The sequence below is a fragment of the Flavobacterium circumlabens genome, assembly GCF_004345565.1.
In the GTDB taxonomy this organism is placed as follows: Bacteria; Bacteroidota; Bacteroidia; order Flavobacteriales; family Flavobacteriaceae; genus Flavobacterium; species Flavobacterium circumlabens.
This window is the reverse complement of record NZ_SLWA01000005.1, coordinates 314,496-334,827: the sequence shown is the minus strand read 5'-3', so window position 1 is coordinate 334,827 and position 20,332 is coordinate 314,496. Positions and strand designations below refer to the sequence as shown.

Sequence of the window (20,332 nt, the reverse complement as noted above, 5' to 3'; positions counted from 1 at the left end):
CCTGAATTTTGTTCAGGGCAAATATAAGGCATTAAATAGACTTTTACTAAACAGATCCTATAAGATGTTTCAAGTCTGAGATTTGATTCTCCCACAATTGTTTAGCTTCGCCCACTTCTTCTTTTTCAGCGAAATCAACTACCATTAAGGACACATCTTTAGTCAGTTCATCGACCAGGATATGAAGTTCAAAAAAGTATTCGGTATCCTTACTGCTTTCATCTACCCATTTAAACTTTACTTTTTCACCTGTTTTTTTAGAAGCCAGACGCGCTTTTTCCTGCGAATCATTCCAGATAAAAGTGAAAAATTCCCCTCTTGAGTTTACATTATCAGCGAACCATTCTGATAAACCCGACGGAGTGGATATATATTGATATAATAATTGCGGCGAAGAATTTATAGGAAACTCGATTTCGTAACGTATTTTTGGATCCATGTGCTACTTTTAATTTTTTCGAAATATAAGAATATATGTCCGAAAACAATGCGTTTTTAAAAATATTTTTTTTTCTTCATTTTATGCTTGTAAGCTCTAATATTATTTTTATATTTGCACCCGCAATGAGGAACACGGTTCGCTTGCAATTTTGGCGAGGTAGCTCAGTTGGTTAGAGCGCAGGATTCATAACCCTGAGGTCACGGGTTCAACTCCCGTCCTCGCTACAAAATAAAAAAACACCACTGAAAAGTTGGTGTTTTTTTCGTTTATAACAATTTACTTATGGAAGAATTTGTTGTCTATGTTCTTTATTCTGAAACATTTAATAAAAACTACACTGGATTTACATCAAATCTAATGGAAAGGTTTAAATCTCATAATTATCTTGGAACAAAAGGATACACTGTAAAATTCAGACCCTGGATGGTGATTCACGTTGAGTTTTTCTCCTCTAAATCTGAAGCGATGAAAAGAGAAAAATACCTAAAAACAGGAATTGGACGGGAATTTATTCAAAACCTTATCAATAACTTATAAATACGGATTCTAATCCGCCGCGGCGGACACGGGTTCAACTCCCGTCCTCGCTACAAAATAAAAAAACACCACTGAAAAGTTGGTGTTTTTTTCGTTTATAACAATTTACTTATGGAAGAATTTGTTGTCTATATTCTTTACTCTGAAACATTTAATAAAAACTACACTGGTTTTACATCAAATCTAATGGAAAGGTTTAAATCTCATAATCATCTTGGAACAAAAGGATACACTTTAAAATTCAGACCCTGGATGGTGATTCACGTTGAGTTTTTCTCCTCTAAATCGGAAGCGATGAAAAGAGAAAAATACCTAAAAACAGGAATTGGACGGGAATTTATTAAAAACCTTATCAATAACTTATAAAATAACGGATTCTAATCCGCCGCGGCGGACACGGGTTCAACTCCCGTCCTCGCTACAAAATAAAAAAACACCACTGAAAAGTTGGTGTTTTTTTCGTTTATAACAATTTACTTATGGAAGAATTGTTGTCTATATTCTTTACTCTGAAACATTTAATAAAAACTACACTGGTTTTACATCAAATCTAATGGAAAGGTTTAAATCTCATAATCATCTTGGAACAAAAGGATACACTGTAAAATTCAGACCCTGGATGGTGATTCACGTTGAGTTTTTCTCCTCTAAATCTGAAGCGATGAAAAGAGAAAAATACCTAAAAACAGGAATTGGACGGGAATTTATTAAAAACCTTATCAGTAACTTATAAAATAACGGATTCTAATCCGCCGCGGCGGACACGGGTTCAACTCCCGTCCTCGCTACAAAATAAAAAAACACCACTGAAAAGTTGGTGTTTTTTTCGTTTATAACAATTACTTATGGAAGAATTTGTTGTCTATATTCTTTATTCTGAAACATTTAATAAAAACTACACTGGTTTTACTCGCAACACCCTTTAATCTTGAAACACATTGTAATTGTTGTGTAACTATTCTATTGAAAAATATAATACTTTAGACATCACAAAGAATGGAGACCTTGTAACTGTAAAACGCAAAACCAGTTGCCTAAATTCCAGCTGCAAATAATAACATCGAAACAATAGTAAATTCATCGATTTTTAGGTGATATCTTCTAAGAACTTAACAAGTTCATAATTTTAATAGGTATTAAGCAGAGTATTGCAAATCGCCTTTAACTGAAATTTTAAAATAACAACCGGGAATTAAAATTCTATAATTAATTAGAAATCATGAAAGAAAACGAATTTATAGTTGTTGTTGGAACTTCTGCCGGAGGAATGAAGGCGTTAACAGCCTTAATAGAACAACTGCCAAAAGATTTTCCTGCCCCTTTACTGATTGTACAGCATCTATCGTCAGATGCTACAGGCGACGCATTGCTAAATGAATTAAATAAAATTGGCAAACTCAAATGCATTCATGCTACACAGGGGGAAAAAATTAAATCTGGTCAAATATATCTTGCTCCTTCCGATAATCACCTGATGATTGAAGAAAATGGTTCTATACTGATCACTAAAGGTGCACAGGAAAATCGTTCGCGCCCTGCAATAGACCCTTTATTCAGGTCGGCAGCCACTTCTTTCGGCAACCGTACCATTGGAATTCTTTTAACTGGATATCTGGATGATGGAACCTCGGGTTTAATTGCCATTCAAAGGTGCGGAGGCATTTGCATTATTCAGGATCCGGCAGATGCCGATTATCCGGACATGCCTAAAAACGCACTAAATCAAATAAAACCGGATTATTGCATACCCATAGCCGAAATGGGCGGTATACTTTCGACTTTAGTCGCAAGAAAATCTAAAAAACAGGTAGCAATTCCGGAAGACATTACCAAAGAGGTTCAAATCGCAAAACGTGTGTTAAGTGACTTGCCTTCCGTTAATTCACTAGGAGAACAAGTTCCTTTTAACTGCCCCGGCTGCGGAGGTGTTTTATGGAAAATGAATAAAGGACCTGATTTGCGGTACAGATGTCACACGGGTCATGCTTATACTGCTGCCACTTTACTGACGGAACAAACTATGAAAATTGAAGAAACGATGTGGACTGCTTTAAGAATGTTTGAAGAAAGAAAAAATCTTCTCACTACGATCGCGCAGGATCAAAAAGGAGCCACAGCGACCTCTGCTAAAGAGAGGTCCAAAATGTCACAGATACATATCGACAGAATAAGAGCCATTTTATTGAGTAACGATGAGGCTAGCGTAACGGATTCTGCCGTATGATTTAATAATTCCTGAAAGAACTTCAAAATTTTTAGAGTATAGGGATATAAATATTAAATTGTGCTCCTTTTCCTTTAGTTCCTTTAGCGGTAATAATACCTTCGTGATTTTCAACAATTTTTTTAACGATCGCCAGTCCAATACCGGTTCCCTTAAATTCTACATTATCATGCAAACGGCGAAAGATTTCAAAAATTCGTGTTTCATATTCGGTTTCAAATCCTATTCCATTATCTGAAAAACAAATATGGCAATAGTTTCTTTCCGGATTTTCAGACTGCGCGTTTATTTCTTTTTCCTTAATATTTACCCTTTTGATTATAATATGAGGCGAAATACCTTTTCTGGTAAATTTTAAAGAATTACCTATCAGATTACTAAAAAGCTGTCTTAACTGGAAAGGGATTCCTCTTACTTCGGATAGATCAAAAAATTCAATTACGGCATTTTTCTCTTCAATGATTTCTTTGTAATCATTTATAACTTCTTTAACAAGATCTTCCAAATTGGTATTCACAAATATTTTATCTAACGTATTTGTTCTCGAATAGTCCAGAAGATCTACAATAAGGGTCTGCATTCTACTTGCAGCAACTTTAATCCTTGTAAAATATTCTTTTGCATTTTCTGTAAATGCATCTTCTTCTGTATCTTCTAAACGGCTGATAAACATCTGGATTTTCCGTAAAGGCTCTTGTAAGTCATGACTCGAAACATACGCGAAAGATCGTAATTCTATATTCATTTTGACCAGATCTCCATTTTTAGTCATTAATTCGGTAGTACGTTCGTGGACCTGTTTTTCAAGTTCATTGGTAAAAGTTTTTTGATTCTGTATATCATGACTCGTACCTACCCAAATCTGGATATTGCCGAGAATATCTTTTTGTGCGGAGGCATGGCTAAGATGCCACCTGTATTGACCTTTAACATTAAGTAAGCGGTGCTCTATCGATAAATCAGTCCCTGCCCCAATAGCAGCAGACCATAATTTCATAAATTGATCCCTATCCTCTTTATGTATAAGGGATAACAATCCTCCCTGGCTCATCTCACTTTCGGCTAATCCCGTATACTTATAAACTGATAAATTAAAATAGTTGAAATTTCCCTGAGAATCAGCAGTCCAGATGAGTTGTGGTACGGAATCGGCCAGCATTCTGAATTTCTGTTCCCTTCCTAAAAGAAGATCTTCACGTTCTCTCTCATTTGTTATGTCAAGGATGGTTCCGATCATTTTCAATGGCTCACCAGTATCATCCATAAAAATTTTACCGTGCGATTTAATCCACCTGGCTTCCCCATCTGCTTTATTAATGCGAACTACGTATTTGTAGTAACCCGTATTCATAGCTTCCTCAAAGGCTTTGTTGACAATATCCGTCAGATCGGCAGGGTCAATATGCTCTAACATTTGAATATAGGACATTTTTACGGATGGCAGATAACCAAAAGTTGTAGCCAGACTGGCAGAATGTATCAACTGATGCGTTTGTAGATTGAGATCCCAGGTGGCAATTTCTGCAATTTCCGCAGCAAGCGTTGCCCGCTCTTCTGCATCTTCTGCTTTTTTGCGTGCTTCCACTTTTTCAGTTACGTCGTATATGATGACCATAATTCCTGAAGTATTCCCATCGGCCTGCAGTAAAGGCGTAAATTCAAAATCAAAATAGAATTTATACCGCTCTCCTTCATACAAAACATAAATTTCTGCTTCTTTCTCCTTCTTAATAAGACCGCTTTTAAAAACCTCATCAAGTAAATCGGGATATTTCTGATCGCGCATATTCGGAAAAACCTCAATAAGTGTCTTACCAAAAATTCCTTTGCTTTCTTTTTGAAAGACAGTTTGGAACATAGCGCTGTTAACATTCTCAATAATATGATTTGGTCCCCGGAGAATTGCAATGGGAATAGATGATTCTGCTACAATTTTGCGAAATTCCCTCACACTTTGAGTCGCAGAATAGCGTTCAATATTTTTTGCTAATTTGTTTTTTTCGTTTCCTGAAGTTGTTATAAAACTCACTGTAATACCTGCCGTTTTTCCTAATTCATCACTAATGGGATTGCAACTAACGGTATAGGGAATATTATTTTTTCCAGCTAAAAAAACTTCAAATATTTGATTTTCATAGAAAACCGTATTACCCTGCAGAAGAATATTTTTAAGTATCGGTTCTATAAATTCCCACTCCTTATCCGAATTATTTTTAAAGGGTTCTCCAAAAGAAAACTTTTCTTTCTCGTTTGAATCCAGGATTTCCAAAAAAGTATCATTGTAGAAAACAACAAGCTCATTTCCCCAAAATAGTACTGTTGGTAATTTTGAGTTTGAAATAATTATCAATGCTGACTTTAAAACAGGCGGCCATAAGTCTGCCTTGCCAATCGGATTATTACTCCAATCTTTATCGCGTATAAGCTTCGCTATTTCACTGTGTGGTGAAAGGAAATCCAGATTTGCGTTGCTCATGTTTTAAATATTTATCAGTTGTCGCGTGTCGTCATTTAGTTTAATCCACTGTCGTGTTTAATTGGAACTTTACGGGCTAGATCAGTTGCAAGACCTCGAAGTGTCTGAACTGAACTGTCTATGATCGAAAGTAATTCCGCAACGTCAACATCAGAAGATTTTAGATCTTTCAGGTTTTTAATTCTATTTTCAATGTCAGTCAGAGGAATTGCAATATCGTTTGTTGCCGTCTTTTTTATATATTCCAGTTCCTTATTCATACGCAGCAAAATTTCATTTTTACTATGGAGTTCAGACTGCGTGTTTTTAAGTTCGCTGATATCATTAAAAGTAATAATCGCTCCGTTAATTTTATTGCCTGCCTGTAGATAAGGCATAATCATAACCTGATACCATTTTCCGTTGTTGGCCTCTATTTCCCTGGTAATCATGGTGCTTTTTTCAATTACAGCTTTGGTATCTTCTACAATTGTATCAAATTTTATATTTGTTGAAATATGGTGAATTGGACGTCCAATATCAGTATTTACCAAATTAATATGTTTAACGGCACCAGGGGAGTATTTCATTAATCTCAGATTACTGTCGATAAAAATTTGTCCGTTTATATTACTTCTGAAATAATTATTAAGATCGTCATTGATTTCAGCGAGTTCTTTATTTTTCAACTGATAATCCGCATTTATGGTATGAAGCTCTTCGTTAACAGACTGCATTTCCTCGTTGGTGCTTTGCATTTCTTCGTTGGCTGAAATTAATTCTTCATTAAAAGACTGCATATTTTCATTCGAAGCCGACAGTTTATCATGTGCGTCCTGAAGTTGGCTTTTTACTTCTACCAGTTCTTCTTCGAGCGCTTCGGTATATTTGTTATTATATTCTACTTCGTTAAATAAGGGGTATTTATCCTTATCGGAACTTGTAGTTTTATCGTCATTAAAAATAACAATGAGTCCTTTCTGTTTTCCACCATCAATATTAACAGGGCCTACGGAAAGATTGACTTCCATAACGATATCATTGAGTTTAAAAATGATACCTTTTGCACTTGCAAATTGTTCCGTTTTCAGAACTTCTTTACTCAGCGTATTGTAAGCAACGGCTAAAGATCGGGGCAGTAATTCCGGCAAATTGGTATTGAAATTTTGTGGCAAAAGATATTTTGATGTATTGCCATAAGATTTGATTACCGTATTCTCGATATCAACGCAAATCGCCAGATACCCGATATAATTTGCTATTAAGCTATTAACGGTCTCTGTAAAAGTAGTATTCATATTCTTGGAGGGATCGTCTTTGATGGCTGTCGTCTGTCGATAGGTACTAAGTTCCGGCAGGGCAAACGTATCAAAGTTAACAGTCCGCTTATCCTTCAGACTCTTATAAATCCGCCATTTTTTATTAACTACCTCTAAATTATCTATAATGGTTAGCGGATTTTCACTTGAACCTAAAAACAGAAAGCCATTGGTTTTAAGACCAAACAATAACATAGCATAGATTTTTTTCTGAAGAATTGGCGTCATGTAAATCAGCAAATTACGGCAGCTTATAAAATGCATGTTGCAATAGGGAGGATTTTTGACAAGATCGTGTTGTGCAAATATCAGCATCTTGCGAATTTCCGGCTTTACAATGTAATTTTTTCCGTCAAAATTAAAATATTCACTGAGCCTCTTTGCACTGATACCATTAATGCGATCAGCGCTGTAAGCTCCTTTTCCGGCATAAAGCAATGCTGCGGAATCGATATCTGTTGCAAAAATCTTTACCACTGTATCTTTAAATCTCCCAACCAGCAATTCATTTAAGAGAATAGCAATTGAATACGCTTCTTCTCCTGTTGCACAACCTGCGACCCACAATTTAATTTCATCACGTGGATTAAGATTTTCTAATATTCTTGGTAAAATAGTTTTCTCGATCAGATCGAAAGCCTCTGTGTCGCGAAAAAATGAAGTAACGCTGATTAAATAATCTTTTGCCAATACTTTGAGTTCTTCCGGATTTTCTTTTAGAAATAATAAATAATCCTTCAGGTCGTAAATATTGAGTGCCGCCGCTCTTCTTTTGGTTCTGCGGAGTATGGTCGTATCTTTATAATCTGAAAAATCAAATGGTAAATTCTGATGGATATAATCAATAATTTCAGTGATGTTACTCTTATCAGCTTTGGTATTCTCTGATACTTCATCATTACTTTTTACATACGCTGCAATAACATCCGGCATAAACTGAGGTTCCAGAATGTAATCGATCATATCTGTGGCAATAGCCTGCTCGGGCATACTGCTGAATTCGGTATTTTGTGGATTTCTGGCAATGGTCATTCAGCCTGCTTCTTTTATGGCTCTTATACCTTCACTACCATCAGACCCTAAACCGGAGAGAACGATTCCAATTGCTTTTTTACCGTTGTCGATGGCAAGGGCATTAAAAAAAGTATTAATAGTAAGATGTGGCCCTTTTATTTTATCCTTATCCGTTAACTGGAGTTTATTGTTTTTGATTCCCATAAACTTATCATTGGGAATAAGGTAGACTACATTTTTATAAACTTCCATTCCTTCTTTCGCTTCTTTCACTAACAAACTGCTGTGTTTAGACAACAGTTCTACCATTGCACTCTTAAAATCCGAAGACAAGTGTTGTACAATAATATAGGATATGCCATCATGCGGCGTACGCTCAAAAAAAGTGTTTATTTCTTCTAAGCCGCCAGCAGAAGCACCGATTGCAACAATATAGTTTGGTTCTTCATTACTCATAAACTTAGATTAGGATTTTTTTGCGAAATAGCAGGGGTATCAAATGTACGACTAATATTATAGGAACCCTATTAAATGTGACTAGAAGGCAATAAAAGAATTTAGTTGTCCAATAATTTGTCCTGTATTTATTATGCGTTGAATTTGCATCTTCCTTATAAGCATTTTTAGTTGCGCTACACCATCAGAATTCAAGCTATACTAAATCTCATTTTTTACCTGTTTTTTAAAAATTGCTCGATGGTATTTTTGGAAAATCTTTCACGCACACCAAAATAAAAATATCATTTAAGCACCGATACATTAATTTAATATCTACTCATTTATCTCATACAATGCTTATTACTGATAAATTATATGCGAAAAGTTATTTTTTAGTATATTTTTGATTGGATAAAAAATTAATTTTGAATTATTGATTTTCAAAAAGCTAGTAAAGAATATTACCTTTGTGAAATCTCATCCCTATTTGGAATCTTTTCTTCACTATCTGCGGAAAAAACGAGAAAACAGAACTTATTAAGAATAAGTCAAATACCAGCTAAAAAACAAGAAACAATATGGATATAGTCAAATTTAAAATCACCTCAAAAACGATAAAAGTAGAAGTACGCAATTCGAATAATTATGTTTTTAATTTTAATACCGCTTTGGAGATTGAAAAAGAAGACAGAGATGTTTTATTAAGACTATACAATGCCTTGGATATGCTTTTTAAGAAAGAAACTCCCGCCGAGACAAAAAACTACATCTCGCCCAACCAAACGAATATTCTGGATCAGATTTCGGCCGTTGACGATTTAGAAGAGGAAAAATAATATAGATTACATTAAAACAATTAATGAGCAATCAGGCTGAATAAGAACAGTAAAAAAATCATTAATCAGTGATAAAAAAACTGCAGCCGTTATTACTATTACTTAATAACGGCTGCAGTTTTTGACTCTTGTAAAAATTATTTTTTTTCAAGAAAAAACTCTAATAACCCTTTTTGTACAGCGGCAGTATTCTCTTGTACCAGCCAGTGTCCTGAATTTGGAATATTCGTTTCGTGCACATCGTTGGCTACAATTTTTGTATGCTCTTTTAAAAATGCTGCAGCAAAATACTGTCCTCCCATCGTGAGCACTGGCATATTTAATTTCGTTTTCATCAATTCAACATTATCTTTTGCATCTTGTGAAAAAGCCCCAAACCAACGGAAACTTCCTGTTATGACACCGTTTAAAGAGTATGCACGGATAAACTCAGCTGATTCTTCTTTTGTAAAAGAATCTTTCGCGAAAGCTACTACATGCCAAAATCCGGTTAAAAATTCTTTTTCTTTTCCGGATACAATAGATCCTGAAGGCTGCCAGCTGAAAAATCCAAACCACCATGCTGACGCTGAAACCTGCGACCATACAGGCTCAATTCCCGGAAGCAAAGCATCCATTAAGGCTAATTTTTTTACTTCGTTTGGATATTGTGCTGCATAGGCATAAGCTACCATGAGACCAATATCATGTCCCGCTAAATTGATGCTTTTGTAACCTAATTTTTTTACGAGTTCAGAATGTCTGATGCCATTGTTTTTTTATCGTAACCGCTATCAGGTTTGCCTGATTCCCCTACTCCTCTTAAGTCCGGAGCAATAAATGTAAAATGTTTGGATAGTTCCGGTAAAAGTCTGTTCCACATATACCAGTTTTGACCAAAACCGTGAATTAATACCAATGGTTCCCCTTTACCACCAATTACGTAATGAATGTCAACATTATTCACTTTTACAGTTGCGTGTTTAAAGTTGGCTGGCGGGTTAGCAGCTTCTACCGGTTTATCTTGTGCGTGTAAACTAATCCCCATTAAAAATGCTCCTGAAAGCATGGCTAAATTTCTAATTATTGTTTTCATTTTTATATTGTGTTTAAATATTTATGGGACAAATTTACAATAACGGAACGATCGTTCCGTTATTATTTCTGTTAATAGTTCGTTAAAATTAAAATGCTGAAATTTTAGTAATCGGGAAGCCTTATTTTATAAGCATTTGCTTGTTTTGGAGGAATAAATAAATCTAAATATTTGTTTTTAATATCAGAAAAAAGCGACCTATACTTTAAAATGGTTTTAGTTCACACTTTAACAAGTACTCTGTTTCAAAAAAAAACACCAATTTCAACTGCTGTTTGAAATTGATGTTTCACAATAATTAATAATATAAATAGTAAGCAATAATTATGCTGTAAAGTCTGTAGAGAACGTGCGTTCTTTGTTGGCTTCTATTTCATTTTTTAACGAATCAATTTTATAATTAGCAAACTGATACGCGTCAGATCCTGTTAATAAATGAAGTGGAGGCGCTTCCAGTGTGGTTATCTGTTGAATTAATGCGGCTACTTTTTCAGGATCACCTAACTGTTTCCCGCCAAGATCTTCCTGATGTGTTCTTACTGCCTCGCGTATTTCCGTATAATCGCTTATCGGATTTTTTGATGCAATTAAGGACGAACTGTTCAGGAAATTGGTACGCACATACCCGGGTTCAATAAGGGTAACCTTTATGCCAAAAGGCTTTACTTCCTGGACTAAAGCTTCAGAAATAGCTTCAACGGCAAATTTGGTACTGCAATAGATTCCCCAGCCTGCTCCTGCAAGTAGTCCAAAAACAGAAGAGATATTAATGATATGTCCCAATTTCTTTTGCCTCATATAAGGGAGAATCGCACGGGTTACATTTAGTAAACCAAAAACGTTCACATCAAAATTGGCTCGAACTTCAGCATCTGAGCTTTCTTCGATTCCTCCTATCAGACCATATCCGGCATTATTGACTAAATAGTCTATTGAACCGAACTGGGCAACCGTAGTTTCTACCGCTTGTTTGACACTTTTTTCGTCAACTAAATCTACCTGTAACGGAAGAAATTGCAATGATGAACTGCCAACAGCCTTTTTGAGCGTTTCGGCATTTCTGGCTGTTGCGGCAACATTATATCCCTGCTTCAGTAATTGTTTCACCAAAATAAGTCCAATACCCTGCGAAGTTCCGGTGATGAACCATGTTTTATTTTCATTTTTCATAATCTGTTTATTTAAAGTTTTTATTATCTGTTAAAGAGCTAAAAAACATTTATTTTATAAAGGGATAATCGGTATAACCTCTTGCCGTACCTCCGCCAAATAAAGTGTGATTGTCTGAAATTTTATTTAAGCTCAGGTTTTGTTTTACTTTAGCAGGATAATCCGGATTGGTTAAAAAATTTCTTCCAAAGCCAATTAAATCGACTAAATTATCCTGAAGTAATTGCTCCGCTTCTTCAGGGGTTTTATTTCCTGTAGCAATAATGGTATTGCTAAAAGTATCCCTAAGTTTCATTCTAAACTCAATTGGAATTTGAGGTGCATCATCCCAATCGACCTCACAAAGATGAATATAAGCAAGATCCAGTTTGTTTAATTCGGCTGCAGCAAGCATTATGGTTTGCAAAATCTCAGGATCACTCATATCCTTAAAGCTGATAAATGGTGATAGTCTTACTCCTGTTTTTTCTCTTCCGATTGCATCGGCTACCGCTTTTGAAATTTCAATCAGCAAACGAATTCTGTTTTCCATGGTTCCGCCATACGCATCTGTTCGTTTATTACTGTTGCTTCGTAAAAACTGATCGATCAGATAACCGTTTGCGCCATGAATTTCAACGCCGTCAAAACCGGCTTCAATCGCATTTTTAGCACCTTCTACAAATTCATTAATTACAGTACTGATATCGATTTTATTCATTTCCCTGGGTTCTTCTACCGGAACAAAAGTTACATCTCCGTTTGGAGCGCCGTCAAATATGTAAACATTTGTGTTTTGAGCTGTTAAGGGTGAAGGTCCTATAGGTTGCAATCCGTTAACTTTTGAACTGCTGACTCTGCCCACATGCCATAATTGCAGAAATAGGATACTTCCGTTTTTATGTACGGCATCTGTTATTAATTTCCAGCCTTCTATTTGCTGTTTACTGTAAACACCCGGGGTATTGGCATAGCCTTTTCCCTGCAAAGAAATCTGAGTTGCTTCTGTAATTATAATACCGGCTGTGCTTCTTTGAGCGTAATACTCGGCCATTAAAGCATTTGGAATATCACCCGGATGTGAAGCTCTTGACCGGGTCATTGGAGCCATTAGAAAACGGTTTTTCAATTGATTCCCGCTTAAGTTGTATTGCTGAAATAATTTCTGATACTTCATTTTAGGTCTGATTATTATTTTAAAAAATTAGAACTTAGCTTTTAGCCGGATCATCATTCCCTTATGATATTCTTATCTTCATAAGCCATTTGGGCAATCTCGTCTTTTCGTCTAAAGCTAACTCCCTTATGGCGCTGCATGTAACTGATGATTTCTGTCGTTGCGGCAACCATTTGTGGTGTACCTCCTATGCGATCATGAAAACTTACAGACATCTGCCTGCGTTTCTTTTCAGATTCCCTGTAAAGCTGGTCAAATTCCATTATGACCTGGCGTGCAAACTGATCTGCGCTAAAATTCTTTCCTTCTATCAATACAATATCGTTACAGCGAATGGTGTATGGAACCACTGCAAAATCAGTTCCCTTTACCTTTACTAAAAAAGGCTCATCACGGCTTAAGTCATCAATATGGTACTTAAAGCCAAGTTCCTGCAAAATTTCGAGTGTATTGGTACCCCGTCTTAACCAATTGGCATTATAACCCACAGGTTCAAAACCGGTTATTTTTTTTATAGCATCGGCACCATCCCTGATGAACTTTTTTTCAGTTTCATAGGGCATAGAATATTGCGTTGCCCAGTCCATCCCGTGAGCGGCAGCTTCATGCCCTCTTTCCACAATTTCCTTTGCAAGAGCAGGATTTTTTAATACTGCCGACCCCACCATGTGAGAGGTAACTTTTACTCCGAGCTTATCCCAATTGTCGAGCATTCTTGGAATTCCTTCTTTGTACCCGTACTGATACCACGTCTTCCCCGGAAGGTCAACGAATCCTTTTTGCATGTTTTGTGGAAATGGACTCTCAGCATTTACAGGCTGACCTCCCGCTTCAAACTGCATAGACAAGGATACGACCAAACGTGATCCGTCTGCCCACCTGGTCACCGAATCTTTATCACTGGCTAGTGTTTCTGCTTTGAAATCACCTGCAAGCAATGTAGTTGTTGGCAACAATCCCGCAAGCCCAACGAGGCTTGCTTGTTTAAGAAATGTTCTTCTGTCCTTCATCGTGGTTTCACTAAAATTTATCTTTATTTCAAAGCGCCTTTTGCCGCTTCTTCAATTACTGCGGCAACTGCGGCCGGCTGTGAGATAAAAACAACATGACTGCCTTTGATTTCCGTAATTTTTGCATTGGCGCGCTTCGCCATAAAGCGCTGGCCTTCCGGTGGCACGGTCTGATCCTCCGAAGCCACTATATACCAGCTTGGTTTTGTTTTCCACGCGACTTTGGTAATGGGCGCCTGAAAAGCTGCAAAGGCCACAGGAATTTGCGAATCGTACATAAAAGCTGCTTTTTCGGCACTGACATCGGCACAAAAACCCGCTTTGAGGAGGCAAAATACCAGAATTTGGAGAGGGAGGTCCAGATTGTGCCAGCTGCAGTAATGATTCTCCTGCATCCGGAACGAAGGCCGCGACAAAAACAAGTCCCGCTACATTTTTTTCTAATCCGATTTCAGTAATGATAGCACCTCCGTAAGAATGTCCTACCAAAATTGCCGGACCATCCTGGCGTTCCAAAACTCTTCTGGTTGCTTCTGCGTCATCTGCCAGTCCCGTGTTCGGATTCCCTACAACACTTACATTATAGCCATGTTTGGTAAGGATTCTATAAACTCCTTCCCAACCCGATCCATCGGCAAAAGCACCGTGTATAAGGACAATATTTTTTACTTTTTGCTGTGCATTTACTGTGTTAAACGAAAGGACAGCCATTATCACAAACAAAAAGGAGAACCATTTTGAACGTTGAAATTTTATCATTTGTAAATTGTTTTTCATGATTTTGGTTTTAAATGATTAATAAACAATGTGCATTCTTAATGCTTCACCATCTGACGTGCATATTGTACTCCTACTCCATAACCTCCGGCATATTTAACCACAAGATCATTTACCGGTTTATAAGTTGCTTGTCTTGACCAGTCTCTTTGAAGTTCTAACAGATATTGGAGAGAAGTCATAGGATGTGCGCCAGCCTGAACCATACGTGTGATAGCCTGATCATGCGATTCCTTACTGACGTCTCCGCAGGCATCTGTAATTACATAGACATCATAACCTTCACTAATGGCTGACAGAGCCGGACCAACAATGCATACGCTTGTCCATAAGCCACCAAAAACCAGTTTTTTCTTGTTTTTGCCTACAATGGCTTTATAGGCGTTTACATCTTCCCAGGTGTTCATCGTAGTACGATCGATATAAGTAGATTCCGGATACAATTCTAAAATTTCAGGAAACATAGGTCCGCTGAATGATTTTTCGGCCACGGTAGTCACGACAGTAGGAATATCAAATATTTTGGATGCTCCTGCTACCAATGCAACATGGTTTCGTAATTGGTCTATACTAATACTGCTGGTTGCAAAAGCCATCTGACCTTCATAATCTATCAATACTAATGCATGATTGGTCGGGTTTAACAATGCAGGACCTGGCTTTTGGCAAAATCCTGTAACAGCAACTAAAAACAGTACTGCTGAGAGTAAATTTTTCATAATAAATAAATTTTAGGTTATCATTGATTTTGGTTTTAATTCTTTTATTGTCCTCTATTGTACAAAATGATGTGGCAGCCATTATCACAATCAAAAAGGCAAAAACAATCGAATCTTGAAATTTTCTTATTTGAAAACTCTTTCTCCTTGTTTTTACACTAAATATTAAATTCTGTTTTTAGTGAAGTGCTTTTTCAATAATTAATGTTTCTTCGTACAGTGAAAATTTGGTTATCAGATTGTTTTCCACTGTGATGTGCATTGCCAGAGGCATCTTGAAATGTTTACCTGTTTTCTTTACCGTTCGCTCTACAGTGCCAAATACGGCTACTTCATTACCCCGCAATAAAAAGGACCGGGCTTCCAGTTTTTCGCTCCCATCAATAAAATAACTGAACAGCGTTTTGAATAATTCCGAAATTTCTGCGCGTTTAGAACGGTGTCCTGTCCAGGGCATATATTTCGATTCGAAAATGTACCAGTCTACGTTTTCTGAAACCATAGAGGCTATTTTTTCCGGATTTTTGGCTCCGACATATCCAAAGAATTTATCTACTGTCTGCTTTGTATTGATTTCTTCATCAGAATATAACTGCGCCTGTATCGAAAAACTCATCAACAGCAGTAGTGCTGTTAATTGTACCTTTTTCATTTTTGATTGTATTACAGTTTGTTCCATAATTTTCGTGTGATTAAATTTGCTTAAAAGTGAAGCTGCATCGTGAGTCCGGTAAAGAAGATGTTTTTACCTGTTCCGGATGCTTTGATATAATCTTCTGCTTTAAACCAGGTCGCTTCGAGCCTGAAATAAATATATTGATTAGGCTCCCAGACGATTTCGCTTTCGAGCTGATTCCCGATTTTCTTTTCTGTGGTAGTATCTCCGGGATAAATGAGTGACGTATTTGGCGCGTAAATACCATCGTAGCCGCTGTAGCGCCAAAACATATCATAGTCAATAATCCAATCTACATTTTTGGCAATTTCAAAACTCAGCGACGGATGAAAATCAATCAAATTGGAGGGTCCGATTACAGAAGCCAGTCCGAAGTAAGCGCCTCTTGGAAAAAGCGGATTGAAAGTCTGCAGACTGGAATCCCCTGCCTTTTTGTCTCCGCTGATTACCTCGGCCTTAAAGCCAATTTCCGGACGAAATTTTACGGCATTAAAACGATATCCCGCATTCACGGAAGCAGTCCAGGCATTGATCCTTTTTTCGGCCACATCCCCAAACTGGTAAACGGCTTCACCATCGTAACGCCAGTTTTCCGTTTTTCCCCAAATACGGGTTCCGATTGAATGTCGTTTTTCTTCTCCTGCTGCATCATTAAAGGCGGCATTTGCTCTTTGGTAACCCAAATAATACACATCAATATTTTTGACAATTGGTATTTTATTAAAGACAACATAACTTCCCCATAGTTGTCTGTCTTTATTGGATGCGTCGTCAAAAATACCATCGTGTGCCACTACATAATGCGTGTAAAACAAATCAGCTGTAACATTCTCTCTGGCTATAATCGTTTTTATCCCATCAAAAGACTGTCTGTTATTGGGCCCTTCCCTAACCGCTACCAAACGTTGTGATCCGTAAGTGAGTTCCTGCCTTCCTAGTCTAAAAATCAGTCTTTTACTACCCTCATCTATCATCTTGAAATCGGCAAATGCCTGATGCACTTCAAGCGGATTCTGTTCCACAGGATTCGGATCAATTCTTCCGTCAGCCATACTGCTTTGCACCTGAACAAAAGTTCTGAAGTGTTTTCCGGCATGGAAATCGGCATGAAACAAATATCTTCCTAAAACATAACCATCGTTATCCTGCGGGCCATCTCCCCAATTTTCATTTTTAGCATAGAAGTACTGAAACCGTATATCGCCCCCAAAACTGATATAGGTCTTTTTAGAAGAAGAAACGGGCAGGAATTTCACTGTTTTGTACCAATCATTGCTTACGGTATCATTCTCAAGAAAACTATAATTTTCATCAAATCGAAGTGATTTAAAATCCGGATAGCGCTGTGCAGATCCTGCTATTGAAATCAACAAAACCAGTAATAGTATCTTGTTTTTCATACATCAAATTTTAAAGTATTACCAGCTGATTACTCTTTATTTAGTTCCGTTTTGTTTGATATCCTTGTAGGCATTCGGAAGATTGAAATTAAAATGCAGCCAGTTAAAAAGTTCATACCCTTTATCAAATTCCTTCATCGTTACAGTGGCTTTAGTTTCTTCTAAAGTGAGTCCTTTTTTTACGGCATTTTCCACATTGGTCTGCAAAGCGGTTACATAATCGATCGTATATTTGATTCCGGCTTTATTGGTAATACGTCCGTGTCCCGGAACGACAATATCCTTATCCGAAATCATATTGTAAATTTTGTTCAGGTTTTGAACCGGTTCTAAAAAATACCCGTCAAACAGCCACGGAATAGTTGGACTTTCGGCAATAAAAGGATTTCCTGCCCATAATACATTTCCGGAAGCCGATTTCAGACAGACAAAAAGATCTGCCGGAGATTGTGCGGTTCCTACATTGATTACCTCTACAATATTGCCTTTTCCCATGTCAATTTTCAGGGTCTGGTTAATCGCTATCGTAATGTCGGCGGAACGGTAAACACTTTCTTCAATACCTCTTCCTTTTCCGAAAAGCATGATCATAAATTGTTTGATATTGCCATAATTTTTAGCCAGATTCTCTTTGCAGAATTCATTCTGAATCACAATGGTTTCTTTCGGAAGTAAATAATTTCCAAAACAGTGATCGCCGTGATCGCTGGTATTGATGGCATAAACGATAGGCTTTGGCGTTACAGATCGAATCAATTTATAAAGCTGATCGTATAGCCCTTTGCTCAGCATGGTTTCAATAAGCAGCACGCCTTTGTCACCCACAATAAATCCTGCCGAAGTGGCTTGCGCAATACCTTTCGTGGTTTCTGTTTCGGTTGTACTTGGTGAAACTGCATACACATTCTCTGCAATTTTATGCAACTTTAAAGTCACTTTGTTGGCGTCCCAAATGGGCACGTGATCGGGCATTGGAAATTGTGCATAAGCCACTGTATTCGTCAGCACACACAAGATGATGATAGTTAATCCTGAAATTATTTTTTGAATTTTCATGATCTGAATTTTATAGATTTTGTTTGATTAAATTCATTGGATGTAATTGGTTTAAAACACATAATCAATATTGATTTTAAAATTTTAATGTATGTGTTCGTTTTTCACGCAGATTTGGCAGATGGAGCAGATTTTATTTTTGAAATCTGTTTAATCCTTTAATCTGTGGCTATTATTTTAATTTACATCTCTATGTGTCAGCAATACATCCAACGAATTTTATTTATGTTTAAAGTTTTTTAGTATAGCCGCCAAAATATTTTACTGGCGACCAATCCGGAATTACCGGAGCAATTTCAGGATCAAGTGCTTTAAAATCTCTTGCGCCGTACACTACTTTTCCATTTACAAGGGTCAGGTCCGATTCGATATTTCGAACTTTATCGGCTGAAATTGTAAAATAATCCTCTGATAAAACCGAGAAATCAGCATACATTCCTTTTACCAGCTTTCCTTTTTCTTTTTCCTCACCAGAAAACCAGGCGCTTCCTGCCGTGTATAATTGAAGTGCGGTAAACTTATCCAAAACCTGGTCTTTTGGCCAAAACTGCATGCCGCCTAAAGTTTTTCCTGTAATGAGCCAGTGCAGCGCCATCCAGGGATTGTACGTTGAAATACGGGTAGCGTCAGTTCCCATTCCAACAGGGATTCCCATAGCTAACATACTTTTAATGGGAGGCAATTGTGTTTTTGGAGTACCATACATTTTTTGATACAATTCTCCCTGAAAATACATTCTGAACTGAACCGCGATTCCGCCATTAAGCGCTTTTACCCTGTCTAATTCCTGAGGTGTAATCGTTTCGGCATGATCAAAAAACCAACGCAATCCGTTAAACGGAATATCTTTATTGACTTTCTCAAAAACATTCAGCATTCTGTCGATCGATTCGCCGTAAGTGGCATGTAATCGAAACGGCCATCTGTTTTTAACCAGTAATCGGATGATAGGTTCCAGATCTTTTTCCATTTCATCAGAAAGGACAATTCTTGGTTCCAGGAAATTTTCAAAATCTGCCGCAGAGGCTACTATGTTTTCACCGGCACCTTCTTCGGTATAACCGTTGGCTGTTAAAAGATTATCATTTTTGTTGATAACCGTTTCGGAAACCCATTTTTCATAATCCTGAAGTTCTTTTCCTTTTTGCTGGGCAAAGAGATAATAGGAAATCCTGAGGTTCAGTTTTCCCTGTTTGGCCAATTCCATAGAAGTCGAATAATCTGCAGGGTAGTTTTGTGATCCCCCTGCTGCATCGATTACTGATGTTAAACCAAAACGGTTGAGTTCCCGATTAAACTGAAGCGAACTGTTTATTCTTTCTTCGGGAGTTAATTTTGTGGTTAATCCCAAAGTAGTGTAAATGGCTTTTGGTGTTTCTTTTGCAAACATCAATCCGGTTAAATTCCCGTTTTTGTCTTGTTCTAAAACACTGCCTTCATAATGGGTGTCTTTGTTATAGCCTAAAACCTCGATTCCTTTTTTGTTCAAAAATGCTTTACCATACAAATAGGTTATAAAAACAGGTTTGTCAGGAACGGCCGCATTTATTTCGTCGATGGTGGGTTGTCTTTTTTCCTCGAATCCAAATTCATTCCAGCCCCCGATTACTTTGATCCAGACTCCGGGCGGCGTTCTGGCGGCTTGTTCTTTAAGCATTTCCATCGCTCTTTTCAACGTTTTAACTCCGTCCCACCGCAATTCCGAATTATAATTGAGCCCTTCACGAATCACGTGAATATGGCTGTCATTTAGTCCCGGAACCACGGTTTTACCTTTGACATCAATGGTTTTAGTTGCTGTGGTTTTATAACTTTCCAAAATACTTTTTGAAGTTCCGGTTGCCAGGATAATTCCATTTTTTGTTGCCAGTGCCTGAACAAATTCGCCGGGTTTTTGCATGGTGGCAATTTTTCCGTTGTAGATAATCAGGTCCGCTTTTTCCTGAGACTGTACCAACAGACCAAAGAAAAATAATAGTATTACAAATATTTGTTTCATTTTTTCAGATTTAATTGGTCTGTTTCTGT

At 37.2% G+C, this 20,332-nt stretch carries 20 protein-coding genes, 1 tRNA gene and 1 pseudogene; 6 read left to right on the top strand and 16 right to left on the bottom strand.

From position 1 onward, the window contains the following. Positions 1-46: 46 nt before the first annotated feature. Positions 47-439, bottom strand: coding sequence for an START-like domain-containing protein (locus tag EV142_RS14370; protein WP_026984135.1), 393 nt, complete (start codon positions 437-439; stop codon positions 47-49). A 153-nt stretch (positions 440-592) separates the two neighbouring features. Here EV142_RS14370 and EV142_RS14365 point away from each other — a divergent pair. From EV142_RS14365 to EV142_RS14340, 5 genes are all read left to right on the top strand, one after another. Then, positions 593-666, top strand: a tRNA-Met gene (locus tag EV142_RS14365). Between the two features lie 58 nt (positions 667-724). Further along, positions 725-979 (top strand): GIY-YIG nuclease family protein, encoded by a 255-nt coding sequence (locus tag EV142_RS14360; protein ID WP_132036547.1) that lies wholly within the window; start codon positions 725-727, stop codon positions 977-979. A 111-nt stretch (positions 980-1,090) separates the two neighbouring features. Then, positions 1,091-1,345, top strand: coding sequence for a GIY-YIG nuclease family protein (locus EV142_RS14355; protein WP_132036546.1), 255 nt, complete (start codon positions 1,091-1,093; stop codon positions 1,343-1,345). A 121-nt stretch (positions 1,346-1,466) separates the two neighbouring features. Beyond that, positions 1,467-1,712 carry a GIY-YIG nuclease family protein gene (locus tag EV142_RS14350; RefSeq protein WP_132036545.1) on the top strand — a complete coding sequence of 82 codons (246 nt, stop codon included), beginning with the start codon at positions 1,467-1,469 and terminating at the stop codon, positions 1,710-1,712. 486 nt (positions 1,713-2,198) lie between these two features. Next, positions 2,199-3,203, top strand: coding sequence for a chemotaxis protein CheB (locus EV142_RS14340; protein ID WP_132036544.1), 1,005 nt, complete (start codon positions 2,199-2,201; stop codon positions 3,201-3,203). A 31-nt stretch (positions 3,204-3,234) separates the two neighbouring features. On the opposite strand, the gene EV142_RS14335 is transcribed toward EV142_RS14340, so the two are convergent. Genes EV142_RS14335 through EV142_RS14325 form a run of 3 tightly spaced genes read right to left on the bottom strand, consistent with a single transcriptional unit; the run spans position 3,235 to position 8,447 of the window. Further along, on the bottom strand, positions 3,235-5,679 hold the full coding sequence (locus tag EV142_RS14335; RefSeq protein ID WP_132036543.1) for a PAS domain-containing protein: 2,445 nt from the start codon (positions 5,677-5,679) through the stop codon (positions 3,235-3,237). Positions 5,680-5,714: 35 nt separating this feature from the next. Then, positions 5,715-8,009 (bottom strand): CheR family methyltransferase, encoded by a 2,295-nt coding sequence (locus EV142_RS14330; protein WP_132036542.1) that lies wholly within the window; start codon positions 8,007-8,009, stop codon positions 5,715-5,717. Further along, complete coding sequence (locus EV142_RS14325) at positions 8,010-8,447, bottom strand: chemotaxis protein CheB (RefSeq protein WP_132036541.1); 438 nt, start codon at positions 8,445-8,447, stop codon at positions 8,010-8,012. It lies immediately after the preceding gene. Positions 8,448-9,007: 560 nt separating this feature from the next. Between EV142_RS14325 and EV142_RS14320 the strand changes: the two genes are divergently transcribed. Continuing rightward, complete coding sequence (locus EV142_RS14320; protein ID WP_132036540.1) at positions 9,008-9,265, top strand: hypothetical protein; 258 nt, start codon at positions 9,008-9,010, stop codon at positions 9,263-9,265. Positions 9,266-9,402: 137 nt separating this feature from the next. On the opposite strand, the gene EV142_RS14315 is transcribed toward EV142_RS14320, so the two are convergent. From EV142_RS14315 to EV142_RS14270, 12 genes and pseudogenes are all read right to left on the bottom strand, one after another. Further along, complete coding sequence (locus tag EV142_RS14315; protein ID WP_262710766.1) at positions 9,403-9,939, bottom strand: alpha/beta hydrolase; 537 nt, start codon at positions 9,937-9,939, stop codon at positions 9,403-9,405. 50 nt (positions 9,940-9,989) lie between these two features. Next, on the bottom strand, positions 9,990-10,340 hold the full coding sequence (locus EV142_RS24530) for an alpha/beta fold hydrolase (RefSeq protein ID WP_202978505.1): 351 nt from the start codon (positions 10,338-10,340) through the stop codon (positions 9,990-9,992). Between the two features lie 324 nt (positions 10,341-10,664). Beyond that, on the bottom strand, positions 10,665-11,510 hold the full coding sequence (locus EV142_RS14310; protein WP_132036539.1) for an oxidoreductase: 846 nt from the start codon (positions 11,508-11,510) through the stop codon (positions 10,665-10,667). 49 nt (positions 11,511-11,559) lie between these two features. Next, complete coding sequence (locus EV142_RS14305) at positions 11,560-12,666, bottom strand: alkene reductase (protein ID WP_132036538.1); 1,107 nt, start codon at positions 12,664-12,666, stop codon at positions 11,560-11,562. A 53-nt stretch (positions 12,667-12,719) separates the two neighbouring features. After that, complete coding sequence (locus EV142_RS14300) at positions 12,720-13,676, bottom strand: polysaccharide deacetylase family protein (protein ID WP_132036537.1); 957 nt, start codon at positions 13,674-13,676, stop codon at positions 12,720-12,722. A 23-nt stretch (positions 13,677-13,699) separates the two neighbouring features. Then, complete coding sequence (locus tag EV142_RS24710) at positions 13,700-13,954, bottom strand: alpha/beta fold hydrolase (protein WP_371311641.1); 255 nt, start codon at positions 13,952-13,954, stop codon at positions 13,700-13,702. 157 nt (positions 13,955-14,111) lie between these two features. Further along, positions 14,112-14,387 (bottom strand): annotated as a pseudogene (locus EV142_RS24705) (alpha/beta fold hydrolase); the annotation flags it as partial. 104 nt (positions 14,388-14,491) lie between these two features. Further along, complete coding sequence (locus EV142_RS14290; protein WP_194100234.1) at positions 14,492-15,172, bottom strand: hydrolase; 681 nt, start codon at positions 15,170-15,172, stop codon at positions 14,492-14,494. 178 nt (positions 15,173-15,350) lie between these two features. Then, positions 15,351-15,824, bottom strand: a complete 474-nt coding sequence (locus tag EV142_RS14285) for a nuclear transport factor 2 family protein (RefSeq protein WP_158286332.1) — start codon at positions 15,822-15,824, stop codon at positions 15,351-15,353. Positions 15,825-15,874: 50 nt separating this feature from the next. Beyond that, positions 15,875-17,248, bottom strand: coding sequence for an alginate export family protein (locus EV142_RS14280; RefSeq protein ID WP_132036534.1), 1,374 nt, complete (start codon positions 17,246-17,248; stop codon positions 15,875-15,877). A 36-nt stretch (positions 17,249-17,284) separates the two neighbouring features. Continuing rightward, positions 17,285-18,304 carry an MBL fold metallo-hydrolase gene (locus EV142_RS14275; protein ID WP_132036533.1) on the bottom strand — a complete coding sequence of 340 codons (1,020 nt, stop codon included), beginning with the start codon at positions 18,302-18,304 and terminating at the stop codon, positions 17,285-17,287. 229 nt (positions 18,305-18,533) lie between these two features. Next, positions 18,534-20,303, bottom strand: coding sequence for an amidohydrolase (locus EV142_RS14270; RefSeq protein ID WP_132036532.1), 1,770 nt, complete (start codon positions 20,301-20,303; stop codon positions 18,534-18,536). Positions 20,304-20,332 lie beyond the last annotated feature (29 nt).

Bases quoted from the DNA above. Each gene is read 5' to 3' on its own strand.
- EV142_RS14370 (WP_026984135.1), bottom strand. From the start codon at position 439: ATGGATCCAAAAATACGTTACGAAATCGAGTTTCCTATAAATTCTTCG.
- EV142_RS14360 (WP_132036547.1), top strand. From the start codon at position 725: ATGGAAGAATTTGTTGTCTATGTTCTTTATTCTGAAACATTTAATAAA.
- EV142_RS14355 (WP_132036546.1), top strand. From the start codon at position 1,091: ATGGAAGAATTTGTTGTCTATATTCTTTACTCTGAAACATTTAATAAA.
- EV142_RS14340 (WP_132036544.1), top strand. From the start codon at position 2,199: ATGAAAGAAAACGAATTTATAGTTGTTGTTGGAACTTCTGCCGGAGGA.
- EV142_RS14335 (WP_132036543.1), bottom strand. From the start codon at position 5,679: ATGAGCAACGCAAATCTGGATTTCCTTTCACCACACAGTGAAATAGCG.
- EV142_RS14330 (WP_132036542.1), bottom strand. From the start codon at position 8,009: ATGACCATTGCCAGAAATCCACAAAATACCGAATTCAGCAGTATGCCC.
- EV142_RS14325 (WP_132036541.1), bottom strand. From the start codon at position 8,447: ATGAGTAATGAAGAACCAAACTATATTGTTGCAATCGGTGCTTCTGCT.
- EV142_RS14320 (WP_132036540.1), top strand. From the start codon at position 9,008: ATGGATATAGTCAAATTTAAAATCACCTCAAAAACGATAAAAGTAGAA.
- EV142_RS14315 (WP_262710766.1), bottom strand. From the start codon at position 9,939: ATGGTAGCTTATGCCTATGCAGCACAATATCCAAACGAAGTAAAAAAA.
- EV142_RS24530 (WP_202978505.1), bottom strand. From the start codon at position 10,340: ATGAAAACAATAATTAGAAATTTAGCCATGCTTTCAGGAGCATTTTTA.
- EV142_RS14310 (WP_132036539.1), bottom strand. From the start codon at position 11,510: ATGAAAAATGAAAATAAAACATGGTTCATCACCGGAACTTCGCAGGGT.
- EV142_RS14305 (WP_132036538.1), bottom strand. From the start codon at position 12,666: ATGAAGTATCAGAAATTATTTCAGCAATACAACTTAAGCGGGAATCAA.
- EV142_RS14300 (WP_132036537.1), bottom strand. From the start codon at position 13,676: ATGAAGGACAGAAGAACATTTCTTAAACAAGCAAGCCTCGTTGGGCTT.
- EV142_RS24710 (WP_371311641.1), bottom strand. From the start codon at position 13,954: ATGTACGATTCGCAAATTCCTGTGGCCTTTGCAGCTTTTCAGGCGCCC.
- EV142_RS14290 (WP_194100234.1), bottom strand. From the start codon at position 15,172: ATGAAAAATTTACTCTCAGCAGTACTGTTTTTAGTTGCTGTTACAGGA.
- EV142_RS14285 (WP_158286332.1), bottom strand. From the start codon at position 15,824: ATGAAAAAGGTACAATTAACAGCACTACTGCTGTTGATGAGTTTTTCG.
- EV142_RS14280 (WP_132036534.1), bottom strand. From the start codon at position 17,248: ATGAAAAACAAGATACTATTACTGGTTTTGTTGATTTCAATAGCAGGA.
- EV142_RS14275 (WP_132036533.1), bottom strand. From the start codon at position 18,304: ATGAAAATTCAAAAAATAATTTCAGGATTAACTATCATCATCTTGTGT.
- EV142_RS14270 (WP_132036532.1), bottom strand. From the start codon at position 20,303: ATGAAACAAATATTTGTAATACTATTATTTTTCTTTGGTCTGTTGGTA.